The sequence below is a fragment of the Streptomyces peucetius genome, from assembly GCF_025854275.1.
GTDB lineage: Bacteria > Actinomycetota > Actinomycetes > Streptomycetales > Streptomycetaceae > Streptomyces > Streptomyces peucetius_A.
This window is the reverse complement of sequence record NZ_CP107567.1, coordinates 3,613,817-3,630,888: the sequence shown is the minus strand read 5'-3', so window position 1 is coordinate 3,630,888 and position 17,072 is coordinate 3,613,817. Positions and strand designations below refer to the sequence as shown.

At 72.8% G+C, this 17,072-nt stretch carries 17 protein-coding genes; 9 read left to right on the top strand and 8 right to left on the bottom strand.

Annotated elements, in window-relative coordinates; genetic code table 11:
* Positions 1 to 166 precede the first annotated feature (166 nt).
* Positions 167 to 790: a response regulator gene (locus OGH68_RS16540; protein WP_264244809.1), complete on the bottom strand. Its 624-nt coding sequence runs from the start codon at positions 788 to 790 to the stop codon at positions 167 to 169.
* A complete protein-coding gene (locus OGH68_RS16535; RefSeq protein WP_413470991.1) occupies positions 787 to 2,094 on the bottom strand; it encodes a sensor histidine kinase in 1,308 nt (435 codons plus the stop codon). Before OGH68_RS16535 ends, OGH68_RS16540 begins: the two co-directional genes overlap by 4 nt.
* 155 nt (positions 2,095 to 2,249) lie before the next feature.
* Between OGH68_RS16535 and OGH68_RS16530 the strand changes: the two genes are divergently transcribed.
* On the top strand, positions 2,250 to 2,789 hold the full coding sequence (locus OGH68_RS16530) for a GlcG/HbpS family heme-binding protein (protein ID WP_264244808.1): 540 nt from the start codon (positions 2,250 to 2,252) through the stop codon (positions 2,787 to 2,789).
* A 137-nt stretch (positions 2,790 to 2,926) separates the two neighbouring features.
* On the opposite strand, the gene OGH68_RS16525 is transcribed toward OGH68_RS16530, so the two are convergent.
* A complete protein-coding gene (locus OGH68_RS16525) occupies positions 2,927 to 3,502 on the bottom strand; it encodes a TerD family protein (RefSeq protein WP_264244806.1) in 576 nt (191 codons plus the stop codon).
* Positions 3,503 to 3,642: 140 nt separating this feature from the next.
* On the opposite strand from OGH68_RS16525, the gene arfB reads away from it, so the two are divergent.
* Positions 3,643 to 4,077 (top strand): alternative ribosome rescue aminoacyl-tRNA hydrolase ArfB, encoded by a 435-nt coding sequence (gene arfB / locus OGH68_RS16520; protein WP_264244804.1) that lies wholly within the window; start codon positions 3,643 to 3,645, stop codon positions 4,075 to 4,077.
* 105 nt (positions 4,078 to 4,182) lie between these two features.
* On the opposite strand, the gene OGH68_RS16515 is transcribed toward arfB, so the two are convergent.
* Positions 4,183 to 4,683, bottom strand: a complete 501-nt coding sequence (locus OGH68_RS16515) for a flavin reductase family protein (protein WP_264244803.1) — start codon at positions 4,681 to 4,683, stop codon at positions 4,183 to 4,185.
* A gap of 383 nt (positions 4,684 to 5,066) precedes the next feature.
* Between OGH68_RS16515 and cdgB the strand changes: the two genes are divergently transcribed.
* The 5 genes from cdgB to OGH68_RS16490 all read left to right on the top strand — a co-directional run bounded on the left by cdgB (position 5,067) and on the right by OGH68_RS16490 (position 10,369).
* Positions 5,067 to 6,704: a diguanylate cyclase CdgB gene (cdgB, locus tag OGH68_RS16510; RefSeq protein WP_264244800.1), complete on the top strand. Its 1,638-nt coding sequence runs from the start codon at positions 5,067 to 5,069 to the stop codon at positions 6,702 to 6,704.
* Between the two features lie 219 nt (positions 6,705 to 6,923).
* Complete coding sequence (locus OGH68_RS16505; RefSeq protein ID WP_264244799.1) at positions 6,924 to 7,895, top strand: carbohydrate-binding protein; 972 nt, start codon at positions 6,924 to 6,926, stop codon at positions 7,893 to 7,895.
* Positions 7,896 to 8,021: 126 nt separating this feature from the next.
* Positions 8,022 to 8,948, top strand: a complete 927-nt coding sequence (locus OGH68_RS16500) for a Rieske 2Fe-2S domain-containing protein (RefSeq protein ID WP_264250120.1) — start codon at positions 8,022 to 8,024, stop codon at positions 8,946 to 8,948.
* 135 nt (positions 8,949 to 9,083) lie between these two features.
* Positions 9,084 to 9,815, top strand: a complete 732-nt coding sequence (locus OGH68_RS16495) for a hemerythrin domain-containing protein (RefSeq protein ID WP_264244797.1) — start codon at positions 9,084 to 9,086, stop codon at positions 9,813 to 9,815.
* A gap of 26 nt (positions 9,816 to 9,841) precedes the next feature.
* Positions 9,842 to 10,369, top strand: a complete 528-nt coding sequence (locus tag OGH68_RS16490; RefSeq protein ID WP_264244794.1) for a DUF5709 domain-containing protein — start codon at positions 9,842 to 9,844, stop codon at positions 10,367 to 10,369.
* 40 nt (positions 10,370 to 10,409) lie between these two features.
* Here OGH68_RS16490 and OGH68_RS16485 read toward each other — a convergent pair whose 3' ends face one another.
* The 4 genes from OGH68_RS16485 to OGH68_RS16470 all read right to left on the bottom strand — a co-directional run bounded on the left by OGH68_RS16485 (position 10,410) and on the right by OGH68_RS16470 (position 15,178).
* Positions 10,410 to 11,345, bottom strand: coding sequence for a 1-phosphofructokinase family hexose kinase (locus tag OGH68_RS16485; protein WP_264244793.1), 936 nt, complete (start codon positions 11,343 to 11,345; stop codon positions 10,410 to 10,412).
* A 117-nt stretch (positions 11,346 to 11,462) separates the two neighbouring features.
* Positions 11,463 to 12,662, bottom strand: coding sequence for an N-acetylglucosamine-6-phosphate deacetylase (nagA, locus tag OGH68_RS16480; RefSeq protein ID WP_264244791.1), 1,200 nt, complete (start codon positions 12,660 to 12,662; stop codon positions 11,463 to 11,465).
* Positions 12,662 to 13,594, bottom strand: a complete 933-nt coding sequence (locus OGH68_RS16475; RefSeq protein ID WP_264244789.1) for an ROK family protein — start codon at positions 13,592 to 13,594, stop codon at positions 12,662 to 12,664. The genes nagA and OGH68_RS16475 overlap by 1 nt, the downstream gene beginning before the upstream one ends.
* A gap of 690 nt (positions 13,595 to 14,284) precedes the next feature.
* The gene (locus OGH68_RS16470; protein ID WP_264244786.1) at positions 14,285 to 15,178 is read right to left on the bottom strand and encodes an SIS domain-containing protein; all 894 of its coding nucleotides are present in this window, start codon (positions 15,176 to 15,178) and stop codon (positions 14,285 to 14,287) included.
* A gap of 241 nt (positions 15,179 to 15,419) precedes the next feature.
* Between OGH68_RS16470 and OGH68_RS16465 the strand changes: the two genes are divergently transcribed.
* Positions 15,420 to 16,694, top strand: a complete 1,275-nt coding sequence (locus OGH68_RS16465) for an extracellular solute-binding protein (protein WP_264244784.1) — start codon at positions 15,420 to 15,422, stop codon at positions 16,692 to 16,694.
* A 67-nt stretch (positions 16,695 to 16,761) separates the two neighbouring features.
* Complete coding sequence (locus tag OGH68_RS16460) at positions 16,762 to 17,070, top strand: DUF3263 domain-containing protein (RefSeq protein ID WP_264244782.1); 309 nt, start codon at positions 16,762 to 16,764, stop codon at positions 17,068 to 17,070.
* Positions 17,071 to 17,072: the final 2 nt, after the last annotated feature.

Here is a 17,072-nt window from a genome sequence, read left to right as displayed (position 1 = left end):
CCGCGGTGCCGACCTCGATCCAGGTCCGGGCGCTTGGCTGCCTGCGGCGGCGCCCTGCCCTGGCGTGTGGCTTCCGGCGGCGGCGTGCGCCCCCGGCCGGCACGCCCCGGTCCGGCGAGGGGCGACGTGACCTGCGAGGGGTGTGTGCGGCGGGGCGGGGGGTGCGTCAGGGGAGCAGTCGTCGTTCCTTGGCGACGGCGACCGCGCCGGCGCGGGTGTCGACGCCGAGCTTGGCGTAGATGCGGCCGAGGTGCGTCTTCACGGTCGCCTCGCTGATGAACAGGGCGCGGGCGATCTCGCGGTTGCCGAGGCCGTGGGCCAGCTGGGCCAGGATGTCGCGCTCCCGGTCGGTCAGCGACGGGCCCGCGGCGCCGCGCATGCGGTCCATGACACGGCTCGCGACGGGCGCGGAGAGCGCGGTGCGGCCCTGCGCCGCCGCGCGGATCGCCGCGAAGAGCTCCTCGGGCCGCTCGGCCTTGAGGAGGTAGCCGGTCGCGCCCGCCTCGATGGCACGGGTGATGTCCGCGTCGGTGTCGTACGTGGTCAGGACGAGCACATGCACGTCGGGCGAGGCGATACGGCGGGTCGCCTCGACCCCGTCGATGCCCGCGCCGAGCTGGAGGTCCATCAGGACGACGTCCGGCTTCAGCTTGGCGGCCATGGCGACGGCCTCCTCGCCGCTGCCGGCCTCGCCGACGACCTCGATGTCGGCCTCGCTGCCGATCAGGGCGAGCAGCCCGGCGCGTACGACGGCGTGGTCGTCGCAGAGCAGGATGCGTACGGCGGTCATGGGCCGGCCTCCAACGGGATCGCGGCGGACAGCACGGTGCCTTCGCCGGGTGCGGACTCGATGGTGAGGGCGCCGCCCAACTGTTCCGTACGGGCCCGGATCGCGGGCAGGCCGTGCCCGCGCGGGCCCTCGGCCCGTGCCGTGCCGGGGCGGACGGCCGCGGGGTCGAAGCCGCGGCCGTCGTCCGCGACGTCGAGGACGACCTGGTCGTCGAGGACCGTGAGGGTGAGCGTCGCGGTGGTCGCGTCCGCGTGCTCCCGCACGTTCGCCAGTGCGCCCTGCGCGATCCGCAGCAGGGCCGACTGGGCCGGCTGGGGCAGCGGCACGTCGGGTCCGTCGAGATGGAAGCGCACGGCGAGGGCGCCGGTCGTCTCCCGTGCCGCCAGGGTGCGCAGTGCCTCCGGCAGACTTCCGCCCGCGGCCAGGTCCGCCGGGGCGAGGTCGTGGACGAACCGGCGCGCCTCGGCGAGGCTGCGCTCGGCGATCGACTCGGCGGTACGGACATGTTCGCGGGCGGCGGACGGGTCGGTGTCCCAGGTCCGGTCGGCGGCCTGGAGCAGCATCTGCTGGCTGGACAGGCTCTGGGCGAGGGTGTCGTGGATCTCCATGGACAGCCGCTGCCGTTCGGCGAGGGTGCCCTCGCGCCGTTCGGTGGCGGCGAGTTCGCGGCGGGTGCGGACCAGGTCGTCGATGAGCGCCCGCCGGCGCTCCGCGAGCCGTTCGGCGTGGACGAAGACCGCCGTCGCCACCGCCGCGACGGAGGGCGGGGCGAGCACGAGATTCGGGTCGAAGCCGCCGTCCGCGAGCTGGAGTTGTGCGGCGACCACGAACAGGGTGAGCAGGACGACCAGGGCGATCGCCGCGCGGGTCGGCAGGGCGCGCAGGCCGGTGTAGAGGAGGGGGACGGCGCACCAGGCGAAGCTCGGCGCGAGGACCACGAGGACGACCCAGACGGCCACGACGGTGAACAGCCACAGCAGCCGGCGGGGCGTGGCGCGCGGGCCGAACACCGGCCCGACCGTGTAGAGCACGGCGAGGGCCGCGGAGAGCCCGATGATCCACGGGGAGCGGAACTCCCAGGGGTGGCGCAGCAGATAGCGGGTGAGGGAGGCGCCGAGCAGCAGGAAGAACGCCGTGTGCATCACCCGGGCCAGCCAGCGGGCGTCGGGGTCCTGCTCGTCGGCTCCTCGCTCGTCGGCTTCCTGGTCGTCGCGGACGTGTTCCCGCCGCACCACCGTCTCCTCGCTCGTCCTGCCCGGCCCGGACCTGGGCCCGCCTGGTTCATGGTGGCCCGGCGCGGCCATGCGGGCATCAGCCGATCGGCTGACCCCGCCGTCGTCCATCATGCGCGGCAGCGGCAGCCGGAGCGTGGACCGTGCGGGCCGCCGCGCGGCCGGAGGATCGATGGCGGCACGACAACCGCGGCGGATCAGCCGCCCTTCCGAAGGAGCCACCCCAGATGAAGAAGACCATGATCGGTGCCGTCACCGCCGCCGTCGTCGCCGCCGGTACGTTCGGCACGGTCGCGGCGAACGCCTCCGCCCCGGCCGCGGAGTCGAAGGCCGCCGTCACCGCCGACGTCTCGGACCGCAGCCTCCAGCAGTCCACGCATCTGACGATCGACGCCGCCACCCGGGCCGCGCAGGCCGCCCTCGACGCCGCCGAGAAGGAGAACCAGCGCATCACCGTCGCCGTCGTCGACCGCAACGGCAACACGATCGTCACCCTGCGCGGCGACGGCGCGGGCCCGCAGTCGTACGAGTCGGCGGAGAAGAAGGCGTACACCGCCGTCTCCTGGAACGCGCCCACCTCCGAGCTGACGAAGCGTCTGGAGCAGGCACCGAACCTGAAGGACATCCCGGGCACGCTGTTCCTCGGCGGCGGCGCGCCGGTGCAGGTCAAGGGCGCGCCGGTCGCGGGCATCGGTGTGGCGGGCGCGCCGAGCGGCGCCCTGGACGAGAAGTTCGCCCTGGCGGGCGTCGCCGCGCTCGGCCGCTGAGCCGGCGCCGCGCCCGGACGGGGAGGCGGCCGTCGGCGGTCGCCGGTGGTGAAGGGCCCGGTCTCGGCGCGGACCGCGAACGCGGCAGGGCCCCGGCCGGAGCCGGGGCCCTGCGCGACAGAGCTGCGAAGGCTTCGTCAGAGGTTGACGCCGAAGTCGCGGGCGATGCCCTCGAGGCCGGAGGCGTAACCCTGGCCGACCGCGCGGAACTTCCACTCCGCGCCGTTGCGGTACAGCTCGCCGAAGACCATGGCGGTCTCGACGGCGGCGTCCTCGCTCAGGTCGTAGCGGGCGATCTCGGCGCCGCCGGCCTGGTTGACGATGCGGATGTAGGCGTTCCGCACCTGGCCGAAGTTCTGGCTGCGGGTCACGGCGTCGTAGATCGAGACCGGGAAGACGATTTTGTCGACGTCGGCCGGCAGACCGGCCAGGTTGACGTTGATCTGCTCGTCGTCGCCGCCGCCCTCGCCGGTGCGGTTGTCGCCGGTGTGGACGATGGTCTGGTCCGGCGTCGACTTGTTGTTGAAGAAGACGAAGTGGGCGTCGGAGGCGACCTTGCCCGCGGCGTTCACGCCGATCGCGGAGGCGTCGAGGTCGAAGTCCGTGCCGGTGGTGGTGCGGACGTCCCAGCCGAGGCCGACCGTGACGGCGGTCAGGCCCGGAGCCTCCTTGGTGAGCGAGACGTTGCCGCCCTTGGACAGGCTTACTGCCATTGGGAAGTCCCCTTCGTTTCGTTACTGCGGGCTTGCGGGTCCTCCCGAAGCTACCGTCACAGGCCATAACGCGGGGAGGGGACCTCCAGGTTCCATCCGCGGCGAAAAGAGGGTGACGCACCCCGGTCGTACACGGGACCATGGATGTCATGTCCGGGCCCTACATCATCCGCGGTTCCGTCTCCCTGCCGGAGGCGGAGCTCATGTGGCGTTTCTCCCGCTCCTCGGGGCCCGGCGGCCAGCACGTCAACACCAGCGACTCGCAGGCGGAGCTGCGCTTCGACCTCGCGAAGACGGAGGCGCTGCCGCAGGTCTGGAAGGACCGCGCGCTGGAGCGGCTCGCGGGCAGGCTGGTGGACGGCGTGATCACCGTACGCGCCTCGGAGCACCGCTCTCAGTGGCGCAACCGGGAGACCGCGGCGGTGCGGCTGGCCTCGCTGCTGGCGGAGGCGACGGCCCCGCCGCCGAGGCCGCGCAGGCCGACGAAGATCCCGCGGGGTATCAACGAGCGCCGGCTGCGGGAGAAGAAGCAGCGCGCGCAGAAGAAGCGCGGCCGCTCAGGCCGCGACTGGTAGGCACGCGCCGGGCGGCGAAGGCGCCTCCCCCTTGCGGCCGGCGCCACGGCCCCGCTCCGGCCCGCCCTGCTCCCACCCCACCCCGTACCGGCCGCCGCGGGCGCTTCACGCCAGGTGCCGGTACCGGCCCCGGAAGTAGGTGAGCGGCCCCGCCACCTGGTCGGCGAGGCCGACCTTCAGCACGTGCCCGATCACCAGCGTGTGGTCGCCCGCCTCCACCCGCTGCCGCGTGCGGCACTCCAGTGTCGCGAGCGCACCCGCGACCAGCGGCGCCCCGCACACCTCGCCACGCTCGTGGGCCAGGTCCTCGAAGAGCAGGCGGTCGCTGAGCCGCCCCTTCATCGCGAAGCGCCCGGCGATCTGACGCTGGCTCTCCGCGAGTACGGAGACGCCCCACAGCGGCTGCTCGGCGAGCAGGTCGTCCATGCGTGAGCCGTTGCGCAGGCTGACGAGCACCAGCGGCGGATCGAGCGAGACGGACATGAAGGCCGTGGCCGTCATCCCCACGTCCTCGCCGCGCGGCCCGTGGTCGGCGTCGTGCGCGGTGACGAGCACCACGCCGGCGGCCAGCCGGGACATGGCGGCACGGAATTCCTCGTTGCTCACCCCCTCAGGATGGGGGATGGCGGGTGCGGTCGGTGCGGGAGTCGTGTGCAACACACAACTGACGCTAGTGTCGGCCGTTCCGCCTTCGCATCGGGCCCCGGGACCAGCCTGGTCCTAGGACCATGGCCTCATGAGCACGCGTAACCATGGGTACGGACCAATGGTTTTGCGTTCAATAATTGACGCCGGGGAGGCGGGCGTCAGGGCGTCCGACCGCATCTGACCCTTCATCATCTGATGTGACTTGAGTCACACAGGAGAGTATTTGTTGACCCTGTGTACCGAGCGGGCTGCTCGCTGTGATTCAGTGGCCGGGATACCGCTACAAGTACGCCAATCAGACGCCCTGGAGTTTGCTGTCGAGGTCTCGGGGAGAGCGAGCGATGGAGACCGAGTCGGAGCCCTATGTCCGTCTTGCGACCCTGCGGCAGCTGCACCGGGTCGTCGCGGAGCTCAACACGGCCCGCAGCCTGGCCGACACCCTGCAGACCGTCGCGGACGGAATCGTCGCCGGACTGGGCTACGAGCTGGCCTGTGTCAATCTCGTCCGCCCGGACGGTGACCTCGTCGTCGCCGCCTTCGCCGGCAGCGCCGCCGCGGAGGCGCTGATCACCGGCCGGGTCGGCTCCCGGACCTCCTGGGACCGCCGCCTGTCCATGGGTGAGGCCTGGGGCGACCTGCGCTTCATCCCGCACACCGAGGGCTGGGTGCTCATCGAGGACGACGTGCCCCAGTGGCACACCGACGGCCCCGAACCCCGCTTCGAGGACGAGTGGCACCCGCAGGACCGTCTCTACGCGCCCATGTACGCGTCCGGCGGCGGACGGGAACTGCTCGGCGTGATATCCGTCGACCGCCCGCGCAACGGCCGCCGCCCCGGCCCCTGGGGCCAGGAGGCGCTGCAGATGTACGCGTCGCAGGCCGCCATCGCCATCAGCAACGCACGACTTCGCGCCAACATGCAGCGCGCCCTGGTCCGCCTCGAGCGGGAGCAGCAGGCACTGCGCGCCAGCGAGGAATCATTCCGTCAGGCATTCGAGTACGCGCCCAGCGGCATGGCCATCGCCGAGATGGGCGGTGACCAGCACGGACGGCTGCTGCGCACCAACGACGCGCTCTGCCGGCTGCTGGGCCGCCCGGCCTCCGCGATGCGCCGCTACTCCTTCGCCGACCTCGTCCACCCGGAGGACGTGGGCACACTGCTGCGTACCTCCGCGGAGGGCGGGCGCGCGGAGATCAGACTGGGCCGCAGGGACGGCTCCTACGTGTGGGTGTCCCTGCGGAACTCGGTGGTCGCCGACACCGCGGACGGGCCCCGTTTCCTGCTCACCCACGTCGAGGACATCGAGGACCGCAAGCGTCACGAGCTCCAGCTCGCGCACCGCGCCTCGCACGACGCCCTCACCGGCCTGCCCAACAGCGCCGAACTGCGCGCCCGGCTCAGCTCCCGGCTGTGCGAGCGCCCGCACGCGGCGTACGCGACGGACATCGAGGCGCTCGACGCCGCGTACGACGGCGACCGTGCCTACCGCGGCGACGGCTTCGACTTCGACGCGGTCGGCACCCGGCCGTACGACCACCATGTGCACACGGTGGCGCCGGACGGCGAGATCGACGACGGGACCAAGGGGCTCGCGGTCCTCTTCTGCGACCTGGACGGCTTCAAGTCGATCAACGACCGGTTCGGGCACCAGACCGGGGACGCCGTCCTCGTCGAGGTCGCGCGCCGGCTCACCACCGGTGTGCGGGACGGGGACACGGTCGCCAGGCTCGGCGGCGACGAGTTCGTGGTCCTCGCGGACGGCCTCGGCGCGGCGGACGCCGCCGATCTGGCAGTACGCCTGCGGAACGCGATCATCCTGCCGATCCGGGTCGGCGGCCGCGGGGTGCGGGTGGGTGCCAGCTTCGGTATCGGCTGGGCGAGCTGCGGGATGTCCGTCGAGGAGGTCCTGCAGTCGGCCGACCAGCGGATGTACATCGAGAAGCGGTCCCGCTCGAAGGTCCACCGCCGGGCCGGATGACGGTTCGGACCACGTGCGGATCCGGTACGGACCAGGTGCGGATCGCGGTACGGGCGGCGGCAGGTCCCGTGGTGACGTATCACACCGGGTTCGTACCCGCCCTGGTGACCGGGCGGCCGGGTACGGGATGAGGTCCATGCCACTCAATCGGGTGCGGGGAACCGGGTAGGCTCGCCACGCGTCAGCGTTGTGCTGGCGAGATGGTGAGGAGTGACTGGGATGACGGCCGCGAACAACGGCGCGAGCACGCCCGAGGACGAAGACCCGTTCGGTTATCTGTATGCGGACGGGCAGCAGGCGGGCGCCACGCCGCCCCGCCAGGGCGGCTACGGCTACCCCGGTCCGGCCGCGCAGCCCGGGGTTCCCCGCACCTCGTACAACCAGGTCCGGACGGTCGGCGAGCGCCAGTACGGCCAGCAGGTCCCGCAGCAGCAGGCGTACGGCCAGCAGCCCACGGCCGCGTACGCCGCTCCCGAGACCTACCCGGGCGCCGCCGCCCAGACGCGCCAGGTTCCGGTGCCGCCCCAGGGCGGCCACGGGCACGGTGGTCACGGCAGCGGCCGCAGCGGCGGCCCCAACACCAAGGGTCTGCTGATCGGCGCGATCGCGGTCGTCGCTGTCGTCGTGATCGGCATCGCCGCGGCGCTGATGACCAGCGGCGGCGAGAAGGACCAGGCCGGCGGTGACAACCCGGCCGGCAGCACGCCGTCCGCGGGCGAGACCGTCCAGGAGCAGCCGTCGCCGTCGGAGAAGGAGACGGAGCCCGCCGATCTGCCCAAGCAGGACGCGGCGACGCTGACGCTCGGACCGCCGGCGGCCCTGGCCAAGGACGTGCCCGGCGCGAAGGGCGCGGACGGCGCGTACGTGATGTTCAACGGCGTCGGCGGCTCGGCCGGCTGGTCGGTGGAGGTCCCGGAGGCCGGTGCGTACACGATGTACATCACGTACAGCGTGCCCGGCAAGGACGCCAAGACCAGCCTGACGATCAACGGCGGGGAGCCCCGAGAGCTCAACATGTCGAACTTCGCCAAGGCCGAGGAGGGCGACTGGGAGAAGGGCTGGACCAACACCTACGCCTTCGTGAACCTGGAGAAGGGCAGGAACGACCTCAAGATCTCCTGCGAGCAGGGGGACCAGTGCGAGGCGTATCTCGACCAGGTCTGGCTGGAGGCCGGCCAGAACAAGAGCTGAGCCGCGCCGGGCGACAGCCCGCGGGCTCTCCGGCGACGGTCGGCGAGGAGCGTTTCTTCCGCCGCAGCCGGGTACCCGGTCGCCATGTACCGACAGCCGAAAGCCGATAATCAGGGCCCCGGGCCGATGCACACGCTGGAGAGGCTGCTGCCGTCAGCCTCGGGGCCGGGAAGAGTCCTCACGGCGGTGGACCGCCTTGAGAGCAATGCCGGGCTCGACGGCATCGCGCGCTCTGTTCAGGGAGTGGTGCGCCGCCTGCCGCTCGGCCGCGGCCGGGACGCACTGCACGGACGCTGGCTGGGCCACCCGGTGCACCCCTTGATGGTGCAGGTCCCGATGGGCAGCTGGCTTTCCGCAGCGGTGCTCGACCTGCTGCCCGGGCAGCGCCGGGGAGCCCGGGCGCTGATCGGTGTGGGGCTCGCCACCGCCGGACCCGCGGCCGTGGCCGGCTGGGTCGACTGGGCGGAGCTGCAACGCCAGCAGATGCGGGTGGGGCTCGTGCACGCCGCGGCCAACATCACCGCGGTGGCGCTCTACGCGGGTTCGCTGGGCGCACGGCTCCGGGGACGCGACGGCCTGGGCAGGGCGCTGGGATTCGCCGGCCTCTCGGCCGTGAGTCTCGGCGGCGCGCTCGGCGGCCACCTGGCCTACCGGCAGGCCGCCGGGGCCAATCACTCCGAAGTGGTGCCCCATCTGGTGACACCCGGCTGGCACCGCATCGGAGCGGTGGCCGACTTCCCCGTCGGCCAGGCGGTCCGACGCCACATCGACGACGTGACCGTGCTGGTCGTCCGTGAGAGCGGCAACCAGGTCCATGTCCTGGCCGACAGGTGCAGCCACCTGGGCGGGCCGCTCACGGAGGGCGTGATCGCGGACGAGTGTGTGCAGTGCCCGTGGCACGGCAGCGTCTTCCGTCTCGCCGACGGCTGGAACGTACGCGGCCCGGCGACGGCACCGCAGCCCGCCTTCGAAACGCGCATCACGGACGGCCACGTGGAAGCATGCTTGCGCCTCGACGGAGCGAGGGGCACAAAGGGGTGGGATGCCGCCTGACGCCCGGGGAGGGACCGGCCGGGCAGGGACCGGCCGGGCACAGGCTCAGGCCGCGGTGCGAAACGGAACGCACGGCTTGACCGCGCCGTGAGCCGGCGTCCTTGCCGGAGCGGCCCGGCCGGATGGGAGCGGTCCATGTCGAAGACCATCAAGGAGCAGACGCTTCAGCAACTGGGCGGCTCCAGCAGCGTTCTGGCGCGGCAGCGCCGTGAACACGCGCAGATCGACCGGTTGATGGACCAGTACCGGGCCTCCGGGCGCCGTGAGACCCGCGAGCGGATACTGCAGGAGGTCGTCCAGCTGGTCTTCAGCCACGCCTTCGCGGAGGAGACCGTGCTGTGGCCGACCGTGCGGCGCGCGGTCCCCGAAGGGGAGCAACTGACCGCCCGGGTCGAGGGGGAACACCAGCAGATCAGCGATCTCGTCGCCGACGTCGAACGCCTCGCTCCCGGCGACCCGGACCGCGAGGAGAAGGTGGAGCGAGCGTTCGCGCTGATACGGCAGGACATCCGGGACGAGGAGGACCTTCTCCTGCCCCGGCTGCAGGACGCGATGGACACGGCCCGGCTGCGACGACTCGGCACGGCCTGGGAGACCGTACGGCAGACCGCACCGACGCATCCCCACCCCGTCGTCCCCCGGCGTCCACCGGGCAACGCGATCCTGGGCGTACCGCTGAGTCTCTACGACCGGACACGTGACGTGCTCGGTCCCGGCGGCACCGCCGGCGGCGCTTGGAGGAAGTCCGTCGGACTGGCCGGGGCGCTCGTCACCGCGGCAGCGGTGTGCGCCGTACTGCGCCGGCTCGGCAGGCCGCGGAAGGAACCGCGCCCGAAGGAGTCGCCACCGGCCCGGAACGGAGCGTGACCCGCCGGCGGAGAGAGGGAGCAGTCATGGCCGACGACAGCATGGCCGACGACGTCTACCAGCCCACGGGCAACAACGAGGAGCAAGCCGACGCCGCTGCCCTGGACCTGCAGGACGCGGTGGGCGAGCGTACCTACGACGAGATCCTCGACGAGGGCTATTCGCCGCCGGAGAGGCCGCTCGGGGTGAACAGAGTCGGTACCACCGCGGCGGAGCAGCACGACGGCGAGACCCTCGACCAGCGGCTGGCCGAGGAGCTGCCCGACACCGTCGCGGACGAGACGGACGACGGGATCGGCGACCTGCCCGGCGGCGAGGGCGAACCGGTCGATCCCGAGGCCGGGAACGAGCGGGCGGGACGGCTCGTGGCGCCGGATGAGGGAGCCCACGAGGACACCGACAGGGAGCTCTTCGCCTCCGACGTGGGCATCGATGCCGGTGCCGCAGCTTCCGAGGAGGCCGCCATGCATGTCGTACGCGACAGCGACAGCGGCCTTGGCTTTGGCCTCGGCCCTGAACCTTCGGACCGGGCCGTGGACACGGGCGACAGGTGAGCCCGGCCGAAGTCCCGGTCGTGCAGGGGTTTTCCGGGCGTCACCTGCCCGGCGCCGCCGCCGGGTGTTCGACGACCGTGACGCGCGGCACCAGTTCCTCGTAGGCCGCGGCGTCGAACTCGCCGGCCGCCGGGGCGAGGACCGTCGCCGCCGAGAGGGCCACCGCCCGTGACAGGCGCTCCGGCCAGGACAGTCCCGCGACGAGCCCGGACAGCAGGCCCGCGACCGCCGAGTCGCCCGCGCCCGTCGGATTGCCCTTCATCCGTTCGGGCGGGGTGGCCTGCCAGGTGCCGTGCGGGGTGGCGGCGAGCAGACCGTCGGGGCCGAGGGAGGCGACGACCGTGTGGGCGCCGCGGCGGCGGGCGTCACGGGTGGCGCGCAGCGGTTCGCGGGAGCCGGTGAGCCGGGCGAGTTCGTCGGCGTTCGGCTTGATGAGATCGGGGCGGGCGGCGATGCCCCGGCGCAGTGGTTCGCCGCTGGTGTCGAGCAGCACCGGCACGTCGGATGCTCGCGCCCGGCGCACCAGCTCGGCGTACGCGCCGACGTGGATGCCCGGCGGCAGGCTGCCGCACAGCGCGACGGCCTCGGCATCGCGCAGGAGCGCGTCGTACGAGGAGAGGAAGGCGGTCCACTCGCCGGGTGTGACCGTCGGGCCCGGCTCGTTCAGCTGGGTGGTGTCGCCGGTCGCGTCGTCGGCGACGGCGAGGGTACGGCGGGTGTTGCCGGCGACCTCGACGAACGCGTCACGCGGTGCCATCGGCGCGAGCATCTCGCGCAGCACGGCCCCGGTCGGCCCGCCGGCGAAGCCGGTGACGACGCTCTCGTGACCGAGCGCGGCCAGCACCCGGGCGACGTTGACGCCCTTGCCGCCGGGGCGTTCGGTGACCTCGCCGACGCGGTGGACGGCGTGCGGGGTGAGGGCGGCGACCTTGTACGTGATGTCGAGGGCGGCGTTGAGTGTGACCGTAAGGATCACCCGTGGACACCCCCGAAGAACGCGTTCGCCGTGCTCGTACGGGTCCTGATCATGCCAAACGGAAGGCGGTTGGCCCAAGACCTGGTGGCCGGCCGCCTGCCGTGAGGTGTCGCGTGCTCAGCCAGCTTGGGGGTCGACCACCCATTCGCCGCGTCGCATGACGCCCTTGAGACCGAAGGCGGCGTCGAGGACCACGAGGTCCGCGTCCTTGCCGGACTCCAGCGAGCCGACCCTGTCGTGGACGCCGAGCAGCTTGGCCGGGTTGGCGGAGATCGCGGCGACGACCTCCTCGACCGGGAGGCGGTCGACGGTGACGGCACGTCTGAAGGCCGTGTCCAGCGTGAGCGTGGAGCCCGCGATGGAGTCGCCCTCGACGAGCCGTGCGACACCGTCCTTGACCTCGACCTCGAGGGGGCCCAGCTGGTAGCGGCCGTCGCCGAAACCGGCCGCGTCCATGGCGTCCGTGATGAACGCGACCCGGCCGGCGCCCGCGCTGCGGAAGGCGAGCTCCAGGGCGGCGGGGTGCAGATGCGTGCCGTCGTTGATCAGCTCGACCGTGACCCGCTCGTCCTCGAGCAGCGCGGCGATCGGCCCGGGGGCCCGGTGGCCCAGCGCGGGCATCGCGTTGAACAGGTGGGTGGCGACCGTGGCGCCCGCCTCGATGGCCTCACGGGTCTGCTCGTACGTGGCGTCCGTGTGGCCGATCGCGGCGATCACGCCGTGCTCGGCCAGAAGGCGTACGGAGTCGATGCCGCCGGGCAGTTCGGTGGCGAGGGTGACCATCCTGGCGGTGCCGCGGGCGGCGTCGATCAGCTTGCGGACCTCGGCCGGGTCGGGGTCGCGCAGCAGGTCCTCGCTGTGGGCGCCCTTGCGGCACGGGGAGATGAACGGGCCCTCGAAGTGGATGCCCGCGAGATCGCCCTGCTCGACCAGCTCGGCCAGGAACCCGGCCCGGTGGGCAAGGAAGTCCATGTCGCCGGTGACGGTGGAGGCGACGAGGGTCGTCGTGCCGTGCCGGCGGTGCGTCATCACGCCCCGCAGCACGTCCTCCGCGCTGCCGGAGGTGAAGGAGGCGCCGCCGCCGCCGTGGTTGTGGATGTCGACGAAGCCCGGGACGACCCAGTGGCCGGACAGGTCGTGGACGGTCGCGTCGGCGTGGGCCTCCTCGGCGATCTTCGTGCCCTCGACGACGACCCGTCCGCCGTCGACGGTTCCCGTCGGCAGCACCACGCGGGCACCGGCCAGGACGGTGCTCTTCGGGTGGTGCGGGCTCCTGGCGTGAACCGTGCTCGTGGCGCGAGCGGCACTGGCGGCCATCAGGCGGTTACCTCCGTGGCGAGTAGATCCCAGGCGAGCAGCCCTGCGCCCAGGCATCCGGCGGTGTCCCCGAGGGCCGCCGGGACGATCGTGGGCAGCTTCTGGAACGTGACGCGTTCCGCCACGGCCGCCCGAAGGGGTGTGAACAAGGTTTCCCCGGCCTCGGCGAGGCCGCCACCGATGATCAGCGTGCGGGGGTCCAGGAGGGTGAGCGCCATGACGAGACCGTCGGCGAGCGCGTCGACGGCCTCCTGCCACACCGTGGTCGCCGTCTTGTCGCCGGCCTCGACGGCCTTGGCGCAGTCGGCGGCGTCGGCGGCCGGGTCGCCGGTCGCGGCGGCCCAGGCCCGGGTGACAGCGGCGGCGGAGGCGAGCGTCTCGAGGCAGCCGCGCTGCCCGCAGCCGCAGGCGGGGCCGCCGGGGCGGACCACGACGTGGCCGATCTCGCCGGCGCAGCCGTGGGCGCCGGCCTCGATGGTGCCGGCGATGCCGATCGCGCCGGCGATGCCGGTGCCGAGCGGCACGAACAGGAACCGGTCGGCGCCGCGGCCCGCCCCGATGCGGCCCTCCGCGAGGCCGCCGGCGCGGACGTCGTGACCGAGGGCCACGGGGACCGAGCCGAGCCTGCGGCTCAGCAGCTCCCGCATCGGGACGTCGCGCCAGCCGAGGTTGGCGGCGTAGACGGCGACGCCCTGCTCGGCGTCGACGATGCCGGGCACGGCGACGCCGGCGGCCTCTGCGGCCGTGCCGAAGCGCTGCCGGCCGTGGGCGCGCAGCTCCTCGGCGAAGCCGAGGATCGACTCGACGACGGCGTCGGCCCCGCGCTCCCGCCCGGTCGCGCGCCGCGCCTCGTACAACAGCGCGCCGTCCGCCCCGACCAGGGCGGCCTTCATACCGGTGCCGCCCACATCGAGGGCGATGACGTGTCTCACGGGAACAGTCTGGCGGTGAACCCAGAATAGGTCTAGTCCACTGCGCGAGATTGTTGCCACGCCATACAAACCGATAACCACGCCATTGCCCGCCGCCGCGGCCGTGACACGCCTCCCGGCGAGGTCCCGTTACGCCCTCCCGGCGTGACGCGGTGCCGCCTGCGGCGGGCCTTTCCCCCACCCCGCCCCTTCCCGAAACCGGGGTCCGCCCCGGGCCCCGGTCCGCGCTCCGCGCGGCGTTTCGGGGCTCCGCCCCGGACCCCGGGACCCGGTACCGCGGCTCGGCCCCGGGCCCCGGTCCGCGCTCCGCGCGGCGTTTCGGGGCTCCGCCCTGGGACCCCTGGGACCCCGGTACCGCGGCTCCGCCCTGGCCCCCGCACCAGGGCTCCGCCCCGGGCCCCGGTACCGCGCTTCGCGCGGTGGCCTCAAACGCCGGCCGGGCTGGATGTGCCACTGCGCGGCACCCAGCCCGCCGGGCGGGAGCGAAATCCAGCCTCGCTGGGGGTCCCTCCCACGGCCGCCAGGCCGTAGGGGGAGTTTGAGGCGCGGGGTTCGGGGTGGAGCCCCGACGGGTGGCAAGTTCAGCCTCGCCGGCGTTTGAGGCGCGGGGGACGGGGTGGAGCCCCGTTTCGGGAAGGGGCGGGGTGGGGAGCAGCCCCGCGAAGCGGTGCACGCCCGTGGGGGCGTCGGTCAGGGGAGGATCACGCTGCGCGTGAGGTGGCGGGGGTGGTCCGGGTCGAGGGCCTGGGACTCCGCCAGGGTCACCGCGAGGCGCTGCGCGCGGATCAGGTCCGCCAGCGGATCCGCGTCCTGGCGGGCCACAAGCGTGCCGCCGGCCCGCGCCACGTCGCCCGCCAGGCCCTCCGGGAGCGCGCCGAGGACCCACGTGACCCGCCCCGGGCGGGTGATCGCGACCGGGCCGTGGCGGTACTCCATCGCCGGGTACGCCTCCGTCCACGCACCCGCCGCCTCCCGCATCTTCAGGCCGGCCTCGAGCGCCAGCCCGTACGTCCAGCCCTGGCCCAGGAACGTCCACTGCTCGGCGGTGACGACCGCCTCCGGCAGGGGCTCGGTGAGCGCGAGCTCCGCGTCCACCGCCGCCTCGGCGACCGGCTTCACGCCGGGCAGCTCCCCGAGCCCGGCCCGCAGGAACGCGAGGGCCGTCGTCGCGAAGCGCGTCTGGACGACCGACTCCTCGTCCGCCCAGTCCAGTACCGCCACCGCGTCGGCCGCGTCCACGACCGGCGTCGCGGGGCCGGCGGTCAGCGCGAGGGTGGGCACCCGGTCCTTGAGTCGGGTGAGCAGGCCGAGGACCTCGGTCGTCGTACCGGACCGGGTGATCGCGACCACCCGGTCGTACACACGGCCCGCCGGGAACTCCGACGCGGCGAACGCGTCGGTCTCGCCGAGCCCCGCCCCCTCCCGCAGCGCGGCGTACGCGAGCGCCATGAACCACGACGTCCCGCAGCCGGTGACGGCGACCCGCTCGCCCGGCCGGGGCAGCCCCTCGAAAGCCGCGGCGGCCTCGGCCGCCCGGCGCCAGCAGGCGGGCTGCGTGGCTATCTCTGCTGCGGTACGCGACATGCGGCGAGGCTCCTCGGGGGCGGCGGCCATGACGTGACGTGCATAGCAGCCGCCGCGCCACGGCGGCAACGCCGCCCCGCCCGCCGCCCGGTGGAGCGCGGGCGTTGTGAAAGTGAGACCACAGTGGTGTAGACCTTGCAGTCCGGATGGGGAAAGATCGCTCCCCGTCTCACAGGACGTCGCGGGGGACCGACTGGGATCAAACGGACAAACATTGAGTAGCAGAGGGTGGGGAAGAGCTGTGCAGCGGCGCTTCTTGGGTCTGACCGCGGCAGTCGCCGCACTCGGAATGACGGTGTCGCTCGCGGGATGCGGCACCACCAGCGGCTCCGGTGACGACGTCACCCTCAAGCTGGTTGCCGCGGACTACGACGTCGCCGGCGGCGAGAGCAGCAAGAAGTACTGGGCCGACCTGACGGCCGCGTTCGAGGCCGAGAACCCCGGCATCGACGTCGACGTCCAGATCGAGTCGTGGAACGACGTGGACCGCAAGGTCGCCGAGATGGTCAAGGCCGGTGAGGCCCCCGACATCGCCCAGATCGGCGCCTATGCCGACTACGCGGCGGCCGGCAAGCTGTACTCCGCCGACCAGATGCTCTCCATACCCGTCCACTCCAACTTCCTTCCCCCGCTCACCGAGGCGGGCGAGATGAAGCGCACGCTCTACGGTCTGCCGTTCGTCGCCTCCACCCGGCTGCTCTTCTACAACAAGGAGCTGTTCGAGGACGCGGGGATCACCAGCGCTCCCGAGACGTGGGAGGAGCTGAAGGAGGACGCGGAGCAGCTGAAGCTGAACACCGACGTCGCCTACCCCTTCGCTCTGCCGCTCGGTCCCGAGGAGGCCCAGGCGGAGACGATGATGTGGTTGCTCAGCGGCGGTGGTGGTTACACCGACGAGCTCGGCAGGTACGCGATCGACTCCCCGCAGAACATCAAGACCTTCGAGTGGCTGAAGGAGAACCTGGTCGAAGAGGAGCTCACCGGCCCGATCGCCCCCGGCAAGCTCAACCGCAAGGACGCCTTCGCCGCCTTCACGCGCGGTGAGGTCGGCATGCTCAACGGCCACCCGTCGCTCCTGCAGGCTGCGAAGAAGACGGGGATCGACGTCGGCACGGTGGCGCTGCCCGGCAAGGACGGCCCGGCCGAGACGGCGATGGGTGTCGCCGACTGGATCATGGGCTTCAAGCAGAACGGTCACCGCAAGGAGATCGGTACCTTCCTCAACTTCCTCTTCACCGACCAGAACGTCCTGGAGTTCGCCGGGCAGAACGATCTGTTGCCGGTGACGGTCTCCGCACAGGAGACGATGAGGAACGACAAGGAGCACGCGGACCTCAAGGAGTTCCTGGAGGTGCTGCCGGGTTCCGTACTGCCGCCGGTGGGCAAGACGTCGTGGGCCTCGGCGAGCGAGGACATCAAGAAGAACATCGGCGAGGCCGTGGGACCGGGCGGCAGTCCCGCCCGCACGCTGAGCCGGATCTCGCAGGACGCCAGGGCGGCCGAAGCCGCGGAGTAGGCGCGGCCCCGGGGCGTTGTCCACAGGGGCGGTCGGAACGTCAGAAGGCGCCGATATGTTGGATCGTATGACCGAGGACCAGGGATCTGACGACGAGCGCACCGGCGCCACCGGCGCCACCGGCGGCCCTGACGACGACCGCCCCGACGATCAGGAGCTGTCCGGGCGGGACCGGGCCGTTCTGGCCATGGAGCGGCGTTCCTGGCGCGGCCCCGGGGCCAAGGAGCGGGCCATCAGGGAGCAGCTCGACATCTCCCCGGTCCGCTACTACCAGCTGCTCAACGCCCTCCTCGACGACCCGCGCGCCCTCGCCCACGACCCGGTCACCGTCAACAGGCTTCGTCGTGTGAGGGACGCGAGGAGAAGTCGCCGCTAGGG